The organism is Flagellimonas allohymeniacidonis, from assembly GCF_004296335.1.
Taxonomy (GTDB): Bacteria; Bacteroidota; Bacteroidia; order Flavobacteriales; family Flavobacteriaceae; genus Flagellimonas; species Flagellimonas allohymeniacidonis.
Window position 1 is genome coordinate 555,450 of record NZ_SGIU01000001.1, and the last position, 14,552, is coordinate 570,001.

At 41.0% G+C, this 14,552-nt stretch carries 11 protein-coding genes; 7 read left to right on the plus strand and 4 right to left on the minus strand.

Annotated elements, in window-relative coordinates; all coding sequences use genetic code 11:
• Positions 1-25 precede the first annotated feature (25 nt).
• From EW142_RS02385 to EW142_RS02395, 3 genes are all read left to right on the plus strand, one after another.
• A complete protein-coding gene (locus EW142_RS02385; protein WP_240740140.1) occupies positions 26-2,080 on the plus strand; it encodes a S9 family peptidase in 2,055 nt (684 codons plus the stop codon).
• Between the two features lie 72 nt (positions 2,081-2,152).
• On the plus strand, positions 2,153-3,193 hold the full coding sequence (locus EW142_RS02390; protein WP_130609129.1) for a cysteate synthase: 1,041 nt from the start codon (positions 2,153-2,155) through the stop codon (positions 3,191-3,193).
• Between the two features lie 124 nt (positions 3,194-3,317).
• Complete coding sequence (locus tag EW142_RS02395) at positions 3,318-4,577, plus strand: cysteate-C-fatty acyltransferase (protein WP_130609132.1); 1,260 nt, start codon at positions 3,318-3,320, stop codon at positions 4,575-4,577.
• A gap of 21 nt (positions 4,578-4,598) precedes the next feature.
• Here the strand turns inward: EW142_RS02395 and EW142_RS02400 are convergent, their stop codons facing one another.
• From EW142_RS02400 to EW142_RS02410, 3 genes are all read right to left on the minus strand, one after another.
• Positions 4,599-5,465, minus strand: a complete 867-nt coding sequence (locus EW142_RS02400; protein ID WP_130609134.1) for a fructosamine kinase family protein — start codon at positions 5,463-5,465, stop codon at positions 4,599-4,601.
• A gap of 32 nt (positions 5,466-5,497) precedes the next feature.
• On the minus strand, positions 5,498-6,616 hold the full coding sequence (locus tag EW142_RS02405; RefSeq protein ID WP_130609137.1) for a GNAT family N-acetyltransferase: 1,119 nt from the start codon (positions 6,614-6,616) through the stop codon (positions 5,498-5,500).
• Between the two features lie 66 nt (positions 6,617-6,682).
• Positions 6,683-7,654 carry a transporter gene (locus EW142_RS02410; RefSeq protein ID WP_130609139.1) on the minus strand — a complete coding sequence of 324 codons (972 nt, stop codon included), beginning with the start codon at positions 7,652-7,654 and terminating at the stop codon, positions 6,683-6,685.
• A gap of 84 nt (positions 7,655-7,738) precedes the next feature.
• Here EW142_RS02410 and EW142_RS02415 point away from each other — a divergent pair, with 84 nt between their 5' ends.
• Genes EW142_RS02415 through EW142_RS02430 form a run of 4 tightly spaced genes read left to right on the plus strand, consistent with a single transcriptional unit; the run spans position 7,739 to position 13,196 of the window.
• Positions 7,739-7,999: a DUF4834 family protein gene (locus EW142_RS02415; protein ID WP_130609142.1), complete on the plus strand. Its 261-nt coding sequence runs from the start codon at positions 7,739-7,741 to the stop codon at positions 7,997-7,999.
• Positions 8,000-8,023: 24 nt separating this feature from the next.
• Entirely contained in the window at positions 8,024-10,465 is a 2,442-nt protein-coding gene (locus EW142_RS02420) for a YfhO family protein (RefSeq protein WP_130609145.1), read from the plus strand.
• Positions 10,465-11,739 (plus strand): glycosyltransferase family 4 protein, encoded by a 1,275-nt coding sequence (locus tag EW142_RS02425; RefSeq protein WP_130609148.1) that lies wholly within the window; start codon positions 10,465-10,467, stop codon positions 11,737-11,739. The genes EW142_RS02420 and EW142_RS02425 overlap by 1 nt, the downstream gene beginning before the upstream one ends.
• Positions 11,739-13,196 (plus strand): lipopolysaccharide biosynthesis protein, encoded by a 1,458-nt coding sequence (locus tag EW142_RS02430; RefSeq protein ID WP_130609151.1) that lies wholly within the window; start codon positions 11,739-11,741, stop codon positions 13,194-13,196. Before EW142_RS02425 ends, EW142_RS02430 begins: the two co-directional genes overlap by 1 nt.
• Before the next feature lie 92 nt (positions 13,197-13,288).
• Here EW142_RS02430 and EW142_RS02435 read toward each other — a convergent pair whose 3' ends face one another.
• A complete protein-coding gene (locus EW142_RS02435; protein WP_130609154.1) occupies positions 13,289-14,551 on the minus strand; it encodes a hypothetical protein in 1,263 nt (420 codons plus the stop codon).
• Between the last annotated feature and the right edge of the window lies 1 nt (position 14,552).

Here is a 14,552-nt window from a genome sequence, read left to right on the forward strand (position 1 = left end):
TTGTAAAAAGGAAAACCACACATTTATGGATTCAAAACCACCCATTGCCAAGAAAATTCCCAAATCGCTGGAACTCCACGGGGATGTGCGAATCGATAATTACTATTGGTTGAACAATCGGGAGGATGAAGAGGTCATTGATTACCTAAGTGCGGAGAATGCCTATTATGAGCAAATGACGGCGCATACCAAGACTTTTCAGGAAGAATTGTTCAAGGAGATGAAGTCAAGAATCAAAGAAGATGATGCTTCCGTACCTTATAAACTGAACGGATTTTGGTATATCACCAAGTATGAGACTGGGAAGGAATATCCCATTTATTCACGTAGAAAGGAAATTTTGGAGGCCGCCAATGAGGTGATGTTCAATTGCAATACAATGGCCGAGGGCCATGATTATTTTCATTTACGGGGGATTTCTGTAAGTCCGAATAACAAACTTGCCTCATTTGGTTTGGATACCATTTCCCGCAGGCAATACCACATCCAAATAAAGGATTTGGAAACCGGAGAGATACATCCAGATAAAATCGAGAATACTACTGGAAGTTCCGTTTGGGCCAATGACAACAAATCCATATTCTACACTAAAAAAGACCCGGTCACTTTAAGGTCAGACAAGATTTACAAGCACGTTTTAGGAACCCCGAGCGAGGAAGACGAGCTGGTTTTTCATGAGAAGGATTCTACATTTTATACGTTTGTTTATAAGACCAAGTCCAAAGAATACATCGTAATTGGTTCAACAAGCACACTTACTTCAGAATATCGATTTATAAAGGCGGACAACCCCAATGATGAGTTCAAGGTGTTTGCACCAAGGGAAAGAGGGATTGAATATTCCTTGGCCCATTATCAAGACTACTTTTATATTCTTACCAATAAAGACAGCGCGACCAACTTTAAATTAATGCGTACTTCTCTGGACAAAACGGGCATCAAAGACTGGCAAGAGTTTATTCCGCACAAAGAAGACGTGCTTTTGGAGGATCTTGAGATATTTAAGGACTATTACGTCCTCTTGGAGCGTGAAAACGGTCTCAACCAAATACGAGTTTCACGATGGGACGATTCCGAGAGCTATTATCTTCCTTTTACTAGCGAGACCTATGTTGCAGGACCTTTTGTAAACCTTGATTTTAATACCGAGAAATTCCGCTACTATTACAATGAAATGGGTTCTCCTTATGCCATTATCGAATTCGATTTGGCCAAGAACACCAAAAAAGTACTCAAGCAGCAAGAGGTTTTGGGCGGGAAATTTGACAAAACCAATTATCGAACACAAAGGCTATGGGCAACAGCAAGGGATGGAGTCCAAATCCCAATTTCCATGGTTTACCACAAAGACACCAAGCTAGATGAACAAAATCCCTTGTTGCAATACGCATACGGTTCTTACGGAAGTACGGTTGACCCCTATTTTTCCTCGGTCCGTTTGAGTTTGTTGGATCGTGGGTTCATCTATGCCATTGCACATGTTAGAGGTGGAGAATACCTGGGAAGACCTTGGTACGATGATGGAAAGCTCTTGAATAAGAAAAACACTTTTACTGATTTTGTTGATTGCTCTAGATTTTTGATTGAAAACCGATATACGAGCCCAGAACATCTTTATGCCAGTGGAGGTTCGGCAGGAGGCCTGCTCATGGGAGCTATTGTGAATATGGCACCAGAGCTCTACCACGGTGTAATTGCCTCCGTTCCGTTTGTGGATGTGGTCACCACCATGTTGGACGAATCCATTCCGCTGACCACTGGGGAGTACGACGAATGGGGCAATCCCAATGAAAAAGAGTACTATAAGTATATAAAATCGTATTCGCCTTACGACAATGTAGAGGCCAAACCATACCCAAACCTTTATGTGAGCACCGGTTTACATGATTCACAGGTACAATATTGGGAGCCCGCCAAATGGGTTGCCAAGCTCCGGGATCTAAAAACAGACGATAATATATTGTTTTTGGATACGAATATGGATGCAGGCCATGGAGGGGCTTCCGGTCGTTTTGAATCCTTAAAGGAAAAAGCTAAGGAATATGCCTTTATTCTTGATTTGGAGGGAAAGACCCTATAAAATAAAAAATGCTATTTTTGCACCGGTTAAATTTTCGATTCGTCGATTTTTAAATCCTCATCTAAACCAGTTATGAAGAAACCGATAAATGCGCACAGCAATATCCTGGATCTGATTGGAAGTACCCCCCTGGTTCAACTCAACAACATTGCGGCCCCCCTCACTGGAAACTTCTATGCGAAATTGGAATCGTTCAATCCTGGCCATTCCTCTAAAGATAGAATCGCTTCCTTTATTATTGAGGAAGCCGAACGAAAAGGTCTCCTTAAGCCTGGAAGTACCATCATTGAGACTACTTCAGGGAATACGGGGTTCAGCCTGGCCATGGTAAGCATCGTTAAAGGGTACAAATGTATTTTGGCAGTTAGCTCAAAATCATCTCCAGATAAGATTGATATGCTACGCTCTATGGGAGCCAAAGTATATGTTTGTCCCGCCCATGTAAGTGCAAACGACCCAAGATCATATTATGAAGTTGCCAAACAACTACATAGTGAGACAGATAACTCCATTTATATCAATCAATACTTTAATGAACTCAACATAGAGGCACATTACAGAACCACCGGTCCTGAGATTTGGGAACAGACCAATGGACAAATCACACATTTAGTGGCTTGTAGCGGAACAGGAGGTACCATTTCGGGTATTGCACGATACTTAAAGGAAAAAAACCCCAAAGTGAGGATTTTGGGAGTTGACGCCCATGGCTCTGTTTTGAAAAAGTATCATGAAACAGGGGAATTCGACCATAATGAAATATACCCATATCGTATTGAAGGATTGGGAAAAAACTTGATCCCATCTGCTACCGATTTCAACTGTATTGACCGCTACATAAAGGTAAGTGATGCGGATAGCGCACATATGACTAGAAAAGTAGCATGCACGGAGGGAATCTTCGGTGGCTACACCACAGGTGCTGTGGTTCAAGCGATGTATCAGTTGAATACCGAAGAAGAATTTGATGAAAACAGTAATGTTATTGCCATTTTCCCCGATCACGGTTCACGATACATGAGCAAGGTATACAGCAACGAATGGATGGAGAATCAGGGCTTTTTCGATACCAAAAATGTTGAAACTCCTGAACGCATCGAGTATATCAAATAACCACATTTTTGTTTATAAGTAACTGAACGACAATGACTTTCATTGTCGTTTTTTTTGTGCACAATTCAATTATGTGAGCTTGGCAAAAATCTATATTTTTGCAGTTCAAACAATTTCAAGGTAGATGAGAGACTTATTTGATAGAATCATTGAGAATAAGGGGCCTTTGGGAAAATGGGCTTCACAAGCTGAGGGGTATTTTGTTTTTCCAAAGTTGGAAGGGCCTATTTCCAATCGGATGAAGTTCCAAGGGAAAGATGTGATTACATGGAGCATCAATGATTATTTGGGGATGGCAAATCTACCAGAAATCAAAAAAGTGGATGGCGACGCCGCCTATGAACATGGTTCAGCCTATCCCATGGGCGCGCGTATGATGAGCGGACATACTGATTATCATGAACAATTGGAGCAGGAACTGGCCTCCTTTGTTAGCAAAGAAGCATCTTATTTATTGAATTTTGGATATCAAGGATTTATGTCGGTTATCGACGCCCTTGTATCCAAAGATGATATCATTGTGTATGATGTAGATTGCCATGCTTGTATTATTGATGGAGTTCGATTGCATGTCGGCAAACGCTTCACTTTCAAGCACAATGATGTGGAAAGTCTAGAGAAAAACCTCGAGCGCGCAACAAAAATGGCCCAGGAAACAGGTGGAGGAATCCTGGTAATATCCGAGGGAGTTTTTGGAATGCGTGGCGAGCAAGGTATATTAAAGGAAATTGTTGCTTTAAAGGACAAGTTCAAGTTTCGATTACTTGTGGATGATGCACATGGATTTGGAACTTTGGGCAAAACTGGTGCAGGAGCTGGCGAGGAGCAAGGGATTCAAGATAATATCGATGTTTATTTGGCCACCTTTGCCAAGTCGATGGCAGGAATCGGGGCTTTTGTTGCCGCCGACAAAGAAATCATTGAATTCTTAAAATACAATCTTCGGTCGCAGATGTTTGCCAAATCTTTACCCATGATTTATGTAAAGGGTGCTTTGAAAAGGTTGGACATGCTGCGAACTATGCCCCAACTTAAGGCCAAACTTTGGGAAAATGTCAATGCGCTTCAAAATGGTCTCAAAGAGCGTGGTTTCGATATTGGTACGACAACCAGTTGCGTTACTCCAGTATATTTGAATGGTAGTATTCCTGAGGCCATGGCCTTGGTAAAGGATTTACGTGAAAACTATGGTATTTTCTGTTCCATTGTGGTTTATCCGGTAATTCCTAGAGGATTGATCCTATTGCGTATGATTCCTACAGCTACTCATACCATGGAAGACATAGCGGAGACCTTGGATGCCTTTTCGGCCATTCGAGATCGACTTCAAAATGGGACTTACAAAAGACTTTCGGCCGCTGTGGCTGCCGCAATGGGCGAATAAAGGTAAATTAAGCCTCCCTTCTTATCTAAAATATCTATCCAGTATGGATAGAACCGCATTTCTATAAGTGTTTCCAAATAAGTTGAGATGTACTAATAGGTAATACAGCTGATATATCTCGGTAATCTCGTGAGGATTGTCATGTTTTGGCATTATATCATAATAGGCCTTATAGAAAGAAGAGTCAAATCCGCCAAACAAGCGGCTCATGGCAATGTCCACTTCTGAATGTCCATGGTACACACTGGGGTCGATGAGATGGGGAGTGCCATCTTTTGCTATTAAAAAGTTTCCACTCCATAAATCACCGTGCAGCAAGGAGGACTTTACAGGTCCAATAATTGAATTACAGATTTTCAGAGTTTTTTCTTTTGGAGGAACGCTTTCCTCAGAAAGTAGGCCCTTGTTCACTGCTATTTCCAATTGGGATTCGATTCGCATTCCTACATAGAATTCAGCCCAATTTTCACTCATTATATTGTTTTGGGGTAGGTGCCCAATAAAATTGTTCTCTTTGGCGCCAAAGGTCGAAGAAGTAGATGTCAAGTGCAATTCGGCTAACTTTCGTCCGAGTAACCTAAAATCTTCCGTATTGGGGTTTTTACGGTCAACGAATTCTAGTACCAAATATCCATTCCCATTTATTCTTCCGTAGTGGTAAACTTTTGGGACCTTGATTGTTTTAGTGGCTCCAAGTTGTTCCAACCCTTTGGCTTCTGCAATAAACAAATCTTCGGCCCAAGGTTCCGTTGAAGTTTTTACAAAGAATTTAGACTTTGGTGTAAATACTTCATACGCTTTTGATATGTCGCCACCATGTACGGGGCTATATTCCAAAATGGGAGTATCGAGTATCCTTTCAAGATGGGGTTTAAGTTCTGCAAACATTTGAATCTACAACTTGCATTCAAATGTAGCTATTATAAATCCTTACGGTATGTACTTCTTTTTTTGTGGGTTACAGGGTTGAAGCTCTTCCACATTTGGCGAATTGCGGTATTTTCAGCCAACTCTGGCGTTCTTATGCAGTTCACAATACCTTTTTCCTTAAAGGTTTTATAGTATTCGTTGAAAATTATTGCAGTAACCCCCTTGTTTTGATAGTCGGGATGTATTCCAATGAGATAAAAAATAACATCCTTACTATGTTTCTTTGCTTTCAATAGGTGAAAAATTCCCGTTGGGAGGAGTTTCCCCTTGGATTTTTGAAGCGCTTTTGAGAAAGAAGGCATTACAATGGCAAACGCAACTATCTCGTTGTTCGAATCCACAACAAACTTGATATATTCCGGATTGATGAAACTGATATATTTCTTTTTGAAGTACTCTTTCTGAACATCAGTAATCTTGACAAAGGAAGACAACTTGGAATAGGTCTCGTTGAACAAATCGAACATTTTGTCTACCCATGGCATGATATCGGCACTTTTCGCAAAGTTAAGTTCCCTTAAGCCATACCTCTTTTTTATCAATAAATTGGCTTTGTAAAAGATTTTGGGGTCAGTGCTTGCAAAAAGAAACTTGTTCTCTAAATAATTCTTTTCCTTACGGAAACCATGTTTTTCATAGTGGGATTGATAGTATTCGTGGTTGTACCAAGTTATCATAGTTCCGATATGATCAAAACCTTCGGTAAGTACACCTACCTTGTCCAAATTGGAGAATCCTACAGGGCCCTCCATGAATTGAAGGTTGTTGTTCCTGCCAATTTCAGACACTTTGTCCAAAAGCGCTTTGGAAACCTCCAGATCATCAACAAAATCAAACCAACCGAAACGCATTTTGGGGAAACCTTGGTCTTTCACTTCCAACCAATTAATAATGGCAGCCACACGACCTACAAGCTGATTGTCCTTAAATGCCAAGAAAAAGGAAGCCTCCGCATTTTTGAATACAGGGTTCTTGTTGGGGTCAAAAGATTCCATTTCATCTTTAATGATAGGAGGAACCCAATACGGAGAATCTTTGTAAAGGGAGAAAGGGAATTTCACAAAACGTTTTAAATCGGCTTTGGATTCTACCTTTTGAACAGTGACCATAGACTTGTTTTCTAAGGTCCAATAATAGGAATATTATAGGCAGTAGAAAAATGTTGAGGGCAAAACTTAGAAGTCGTCTTTCTTCTTCTTTTTGCGACGCTTCTTTTTGTAGTTTTTCCTTTTGATGCCTCCATTTTGTCCAGCACTTTGACTCTCAATGGGAATCAACTCATCCTTGTGAAAATCGAGTCGGTAGGAAAACCCCAGAACAGTGAATAAACGCGAGGGTGAAGTTTTGAAGTTGGAACCAAGGTGGAAATCCGCCTGAAAATTTTGGTTGATCAAATAGGCTACCCCAGTTCTTAGTAAAATATCGGAATAGCGATCGCTGTTGAACCCTTGGGTTTCAAAGAAAACGCTCCATTTTGGATTTCTAAAAGCGTGTGTCAATGAAACGGCATAGCTCCACTCTGGAAAATCGGTGCCGATTCGGTCATAAGCGATGTTGCTGATAAGAACAAAGCGCGGTGAGAGGCGGCTTTGGGTTGCAATGGCGGCTCTTGGGGAAACCACAGGATCACCTTCAAAAAACGGATTTTCACCGAGATTAAAGGTAGCACCGGCATACAGGGAAACCGCTGGAATTAGGTTCTTCCATTGAAAAACATTGTTCGCCCTCCAGCTATATAAATTGGGTTTGTTGCTCTCGGGATTTTTAAAGGGATCGAATATCAAATATTTGATACCTGCACGATTTCTTGAAAAATCAGTTCGGGTTTCATCAAGATCTAGTTCTGTAAACGTGAGATTTTGAGTGATAAATGAGCCTTCATACACAATTTCAAGTTGCTCAAAAAGCAAGCCATAACGGATGGAGAAATCCGCTCCAAAAATATTGGAATCTGTGTTTAAACTGGCATCGTCCTGTTGTTCATAAAGGAATCCGATTTCCGCTTGAACCACATTTTTACCAACAGCATAGGCACTTACCGCTCTTCCCGGTCGGTTTGAATTGATGACATCGGTATATTGTGCCGAAGATAAAATGGGTGCAAAAAGAATTAAAAGAAATGTGATTTTTTGAAAACGGAAATCCATATAACTGATTTTAATAGTATTTTATGATACTTTGGTGGACATTACGTGACTAACTAAGTAATTTTGATTCACTAGTCTAGCTATATGGTTTTATTACAAACGATTTTAGTACTCATATTAGTATACTACGCAGTCAAATTGCTATTGCGTTGGTTGGCTCCAAAATTGTTTGGTTATGCCATGAAGAAGACGCAGGAACGATTTGGACAACAATTTCATACGACGCAGGGTACTCAAGAACCAGACGAAAAAGAAGGAGAAACTTCTGTTTTCCAAAGACCTTCACGCAGGTTCAAGCCCACAAAAAAAGTTGGAGAATACATAGATTTTGAAGAAATTGACTAATATTTGTTGATTCAAAATCAATCCATGAACTTTTCCCTGAAAGCTTTGATTACCCATTTGAGCGTAACAGCTTTTTTCATTTTGGTTTCCCTAGTGTATTTCTATCCGGTATTGCAGGGAAAGGCCATTTTTCAGTCCGATATTGCCCAATATAAGGGCATGGCCAAGGAAAGAAACGACTACAAAGAACTTACAGGAGAGGAATCGTATTGGACGAACAGCGCGTTTGGGGGGATGCCAACCTATCAATTGGGTGCCAACTATCCACACGATTATGTAAAAAAATTGGATAGGCTTATTCGTTTTTTACCCCGACCGGCGGACTACCTATTTCTATATTTTATTGGCTTTTACATTTTAATGTTATGCCTAAAGGTCGAATACCGATTGGCGCTTTTGGGAGCATTGGCCTTTGGTTTTTCTACCTATTTGATCATTATTTTGGGAGTGGGCCATAATGCCAAAGCCCATGCATTGGGGTATATCCCCATGGTTTTGGGAGGTATTGTTTTAGCATTTAGGAAAAAGTACGTCTTAGGTTTTCTTCTAACCGCTCTGGCGATGGCACTGGAGATAAGCGCCAACCACTATCAGATGACCTATTATTTTATGTTGTTGGTTCTGATACTTGGAATCGTTTATTTGATTTATGCCATTAAGAAACGACAACTAAAATCGTATTTCATAGGGGTTGGTGTTCTGATTGGAGCAGTAGCCCTATCGATAGCCGCGAATGCAACGGGATTGATGGCGACCAAGGAGTATGCGGATTGGAGCACACGGGGAACTTCGGAACTTACCATAAACCCAGATGGGAGTCCCAAGGCGCCATCGAGTGGATTGGACAGGGAATACATTACGCAATACAGCTACGGAATAGCGGAGTCATTGAATTTGTTAGTGCCTCGATTCTTTGGAGGTTCCGGCAGTGAAGATTTAGGACGAAAGTCTAAATCCTACGAATACCTTACAGGTCAAGGACTTTCCCCTAGTAAGGCACTAGAATTCTCAAGTGCGCTGCCACTTTATTGGGGAAATCAGCCAATTGTAGCAGCACCTGCCTATGTTGGGGCGGTGGTCTTTTTCCTCTTTGTTTTGGGGATATTTTTGGTCAAAGGAAAACGAAAATGGTGGTTGGTAATTGGAGCGCTCTTGTCCTTGCTGCTTTCATGGGGCAAAAACTTCCCGCTGCTCACTGATTTCATGATTGACTACTTCCCCCTATACAACAAGTTTAGAGCCGTTTCCTCGGTTCAGGTAGTGTTGGAACTCTGTTTACCGGTTCTAGGAATTTTAGGATTAAGGGAGCTCTTCAAATCCAATACCAAGATGAAAGTCAAACTCAGAACTTGGAAACTGGGTCTTTTTATCACTTTGGGCATAGTCGTATTTGTTTTTCTGCTAATGGGATTCTTCGACTTTACTGGCCTAAGGGATGAAACCTACCGCACTTATTTTGGCGATGAGTTATTGACCATGATTCAAAGAGACCGCGAAGCGGTTTACATCAATGATACCCTTCGGTCACTAATTTTCGTTGCACTTACCGCTTTGGTCTTATGGTTGTTGATTAAAGAGAAAATCAATAAGAATCTGGCAATCCTTGGATTGTGCCTTTTGGTACTTTTCGATTTGGTAGGAGTAAATTTGCGCTACGTTAATGAGGGCGATTTTGTTCGGCAACGACGGGTGAATGTTCCTTTTCAGACTGCTCAAATCGATGAGTTGATTCAACAAGATAAAAGTGTCTTTAGGGTTTTTGACCCTCAAGAGGGTCTCAATGGTGCCAGGACTTCCTTTTTTCATAAATCAATTGGAGGATACCATGCAGCCAAGCCACAAAGACTTCAAGAACTTTTTGAGCACCATTTGTACCAGAACAATGTTGAAGTCCTCAACATGTTGAATGTAAAATACATTATTCAGCAAGATGACGAGGGAAATAGTTTCCCCGCCATCAACGACCAAGTGAATGGCAATGCATGGTTTGTGGAAAAATTACTCCCGGTTAGTTCGGCAAATCAAGAAATGGAAACGCTAAAGTCTTTCGATTCCAAAAAAGAAGCGGTGGTCAATACCCAAGTATATCCCCAAATGACCAAACACAGTTTTGTGGTTGATTCAACTTCGGTGATTCGGTTAATGGAATATCGACCAGACTACTTGAAATATGAATCGAACAATCCCAATTTGGGCTTTGCAGTTTTTTCCGAGATGCACTATCCCCAAGGATGGCAAGTTACGCTGGATGGAAAGCCAGTGGAATACCAGAGAGTAAATTATGCACTTCGTGGATTGAGGGTGCCCGAAGGTCAACATGCCATTGAATTTAAATTTGAACCCGAAGTTGTTGAAAAAGGAAGCAAAATTGCCTTGGCCAGCAATGCGGTTTTAGGATTGGCCATTGTTTTAGGTCTTGGGTTTTCAATGTTCCGTAGAAAAGGCCAAAAGAAAGGGAAAACCTGATGCAAAAGGTTTTGATCATAACGTACTATTGGCCCCCAGCGGGAGGACCAGGAGTACAACGTTGGTTGAAGTTTGTAAAGTACCTTCCAGAATTTGGTTATCAGCCCATTGTTTACATTCCGGAAAATCCCAATTATCCAATCTTGGATAAGAATCTTTTAAAGGAAGTACCAGAGGGCCTTAAAATTTTGAAAAGCCCAATTAAGGAGCCCTACCGATGGGCCTCCTTGCTTTCCAAAAAAAACACCAAATCCATCAGTTCAGGTATAATCCCCGAAAAGAAACCAACCCTTGTCGAACGACTGTTACTTTGGATTCGTGGAAATTTCTTTATTCCTGATGCAAGGAAAGCATGGGTAAAACCTTCCATTGCTTTTTTGTCAAAAGTTCTAGTGGAAGAAGATATCAAGACGGTCATTACCACTGGACCTCCGCACAGCCTACATTTGATAGGAATGGGTTTGAAGGCTAAATACCCGATTCAATGGATTGCAGATTTTCGGGATCCATGGACCTCTATTGGTTATCACAAAAGGCTTAAGCTTATGGCTTCCTCGGCGAGAAAGCATAAGACCATGGAGCACGAGGTATTAAACAAGGCCGATAAGATTATAACGACCAGTGAAACAACAAAACAGGAATTTGAGGAGATTACCAAAAAGCCCATTGCGGTAATTACCAATGGCTATGAACAGATAGATAGTTCGGCGGGTATGGGTAAGGCTCAACATTTTACGCTTTCCCATTTTGGTTCCCTCCTAACGGGAAGAAATCCGGAGAGCCTCTGGACAGCCCTGCAAGAGCTCGTTCAAGAAAATGAAGATTTCAAGAGTGCGTTGCGCATCCAACTTGCTGGGGTTGTGGGCCAAGAAGTACTTCAATCCGTTCATGCCCAGGGGTTGTCCGGTTTTGTGGATGAATTAGGCTACCTCTCCCACCAAGAGAATTTAAAAAAGCAGCAAGAGTCTCAAATATTGGTGTTGCTGGAAATCGATTCCAAGGAAACCAAAGGTATCATTCCAGGAAAACTTTTTGAATACCTTGCCGCAAAACGACCCATTCTGGCCATAGGCCCCAAGTATTGGGAGTCCGCACAGATGGTTTTGGATACCCAGTCAGGGCGCGTATTCCAACACAATGAAAAGGATGCCCTAAAAACTGTACTTTTAGAATGGTTTGAAAAATATCAAAGGGGAGACTTGGGAATTAATTCCAAAGGAATTGAAAAATACCACCGAAGGAGTTTAACCGAGGCCCTGGCTAACTTTATCTAATGGGAGTTGTACTCAAACAGTCCATAACCAATGTTTTGACCACCTATTTGGGATTTTTCTTTGGTGCCATCAACACGCTTTTTCTTTATACCTCCATTTTACCCGAGGCCTACTATGGGTTGGTCACCTTTATCTTGGCATCAGGCGCCATCTTGATGCCCCTGATGGCTTTTGGCGTACATAATACTATGGTTAAATTTTACAGCAACTATCAAGATTCGGAGAAAGATGGTTTCTTATCCTTGATGTTGTTGCTTCCCTTGGTTATGATAGTGCCCTTGGCCGTAATCGTTTTTTTACTGAAGGAACCTATTTCCGATTTTATTTCCGTGGTCAACCCTATGGTGGGTTCGTACTTATGGTATGTTTTTTTGGTGGGTATCTCGATGGCCTATTTTGAAGTGTTTTACGCCTGGTGCAAAGTGCATTTAAAATCCACTTTCGGCAACTTTATGAAGGAAGTATTTGGCCGTATCGGTGTGATGATCCTCCTAGTTCTGATTTATTTCGACTCCATTTCCCTGGAAACGTTTTTCAAATGTCTTGTTGGTCTATATATCCTTCGAACGGTCATTATTAAGCTATACGCTTATAGCATTCGTTTTCCGAAATTTAGCTTCAATTTCCCAGATAACATCAAAGATGTTTTAACCTATTCGGTCTTGATTATTTTGGGAGGTTCCGCGGCGCTCATCTTACTGGAGATTGATAAGGTAATGCTCAATCAATTCCTTCAGATTGAGAATATAGCTTATTATGGTGTGGCGGTCTATATTGCCACGGTAATCATTGTACCCTCAAGGGCCATGCATCAGATTACTTATCCTTTGACCGCTGAGCTCTTGAATACTGGAAACCATTTTGAATTGGAGCGCTTATACAAAAAGACTTCTTTGACACTTTTTATCGCGTCAGGAATTTTGTTCATTCTCATTGTTTTGAATTTGGATGACCTGTATCTATTGTTGCCAGAGAATTATCGGGAAGGATTTGCCATTGTTTTCTTAATAGGATTTGCCAAGGTATTTGACTCTCTTTTGGGAAACAACAATTCTATTTTATACAACTCCAAATATTATAGGACCATTCTCCTATTTGGAGTGGGATTGGCTGTATTGACGATTGGCTTAAACTTGGTATTGATTCCCATATATGGTTTGGAAGGTGCGGCTTTGGCCAGCTTCAGTTCCATTTTTCTGTTCAACCTGACCAAATTGATGTTTGTGAAGTTGAAATTTGGAATGCTGCCCTTTACCAATGCAACCTTTAAGGTTTTAGCAACTCTGATCTTTTTGGGCGTGTTGTTCAGTGTATTTAATTTTCCATTTCATCCCATTGCCAATATTATTTTAAAATCAGGCATCATTTTGGTTATGTATCTGGGAATTCTACATCGTTTTGAAATATCTGAGGATGTGTCCGGAGTATTGTCTAAATGGCTAAGGAGAAAAGAGTAGGACTGTCGCCTTTTTGGAATCGCATAAAAAAACCCCGCAGCGGATAAATCCAAAACTGCGGGGCAAACAACTAACCAACCTAAAAACTATCTTTATCGAATCCTTGAGCTTCTACTCCTTGAACTCGTGTTATTACTTCTTCTTGAAACTGAGTTTCCAGAGTTTCTTTTTACAGTAGTAGAAGAACTTCGTTTCACCGTTCTTTTCGGGCTGCTACTTCTACTGACCACGGATCTTTTTGTGGCCTGAGGCTTTTTATAGGACCTCGTAGTAGTGCTCTTCGTTACCGTTCTACTTCTTGGGGTAGTGGTTACCTGACGTTTACTGACACTCCGGCTATTCGGCGTTCGTGTCGCCTCACGTTTGGCTACCGTTCTACTTGTCGAATTTCCACGTTTGTAGTTACTCTGCTTAATGGTTCTCCCAGAACTGTTGCTTCTTTTCACAGTATTGGAGGAACGGTTCACCGAGTTACCTCTGTTATCTGTAGACCTTCGTGTTGTCGTATTCCGGTTTACTGAGTTACCTCTGTTATCCGTAGACCTTCGAGTTGTAGTATTCCGGTTTACACTGCTTACACGATTTGAATTGGATCTTGTTACAGAACGTTCAACCGATCTACCGTTTCTTCCGAAATCATTCCTTCTTGTATTGTTATTCCTAACAGCTACCCGTCTATCATTTCGGTAAATGTTGGCCCTTCGAACACTTCTATCATTTCTATAGGTATGTCCAATTCTGGCGTAAGATCTTCTGAAATTATTCCTATAAGGTCTATAGTACGTGTATCGAATTGGGCTATAAAACCTTCTATATGGTCTTGTGTATACATTACAGAAACCAACTGCAGGTCTTACAAACCACCTATGGAAAGGTCGGTATACATAATGTCTGTTATATATGTTTATAAATCCTGTATAGTGACTAAATACTCCACCTCTATAGAAAATATTTAGGCCTCCCACACGTCTCACGCGTCCATTTCTGTACCATACGTCCACGCCACCAATTTGAGAGACACGTCCGTAATAGTCATAAAAAATGGGTATATTCTCTACTTGTATCACGGCACCGTAGTCATCGTACTGAACGAAGGGATTATAGTTAAATCCTGAGTTGAAGGTTACGCCAACATTTCCAATACGAGCCCCTACACCAACATTGACACGGTTATCGATAAAAAAGTCGAACTCCCCGTCTGGGTATACTGAAAAAGTTATCCCATCTTCAACGAAGATGAAGGAGTTACCATATCGATACGTACTTGTGATGAAAGTATTGTCTTCCATCGTGGCTGCTTTGGAACCTGTAGCTCCAAAAAGCATCGCTGCTAAAATGAGTACTAACTTTTTCATA

Excerpts from the sequence above, each read along its gene's own strand:
- EW142_RS02385 (WP_240740140.1), top strand. The coding sequence starts at position 26 with ATGGATTCAAAACCACCCATTGCCAAGAAAATTCCCAAATCGCTGGAA.
- EW142_RS02390 (WP_130609129.1), top strand. The coding sequence starts at position 2,153 with ATGAAGAAACCGATAAATGCGCACAGCAATATCCTGGATCTGATTGGA.
- EW142_RS02395 (WP_130609132.1), top strand. The coding sequence starts at position 3,318 with ATGAGAGACTTATTTGATAGAATCATTGAGAATAAGGGGCCTTTGGGA.
- EW142_RS02400 (WP_130609134.1), bottom strand. The coding sequence starts at position 5,465 with ATGTTTGCAGAACTTAAACCCCATCTTGAAAGGATACTCGATACTCCC.
- EW142_RS02405 (WP_130609137.1), bottom strand. The coding sequence starts at position 6,616 with ATGGTCACTGTTCAAAAGGTAGAATCCAAAGCCGATTTAAAACGTTTT.
- EW142_RS02410 (WP_130609139.1), bottom strand. The coding sequence starts at position 7,654 with ATGGATTTCCGTTTTCAAAAAATCACATTTCTTTTAATTCTTTTTGCA.
- EW142_RS02415 (WP_130609142.1), top strand. The coding sequence starts at position 7,739 with ATGGTTTTATTACAAACGATTTTAGTACTCATATTAGTATACTACGCA.
- EW142_RS02420 (WP_130609145.1), top strand. The coding sequence starts at position 8,024 with ATGAACTTTTCCCTGAAAGCTTTGATTACCCATTTGAGCGTAACAGCT.
- EW142_RS02425 (WP_130609148.1), top strand. The coding sequence starts at position 10,465 with ATGCAAAAGGTTTTGATCATAACGTACTATTGGCCCCCAGCGGGAGGA.
- EW142_RS02430 (WP_130609151.1), top strand. The coding sequence starts at position 11,739 with ATGGGAGTTGTACTCAAACAGTCCATAACCAATGTTTTGACCACCTAT.
- EW142_RS02435 (WP_130609154.1), bottom strand. The coding sequence starts at position 14,551 with ATGAAAAAGTTAGTACTCATTTTAGCAGCGATGCTTTTTGGAGCTACA.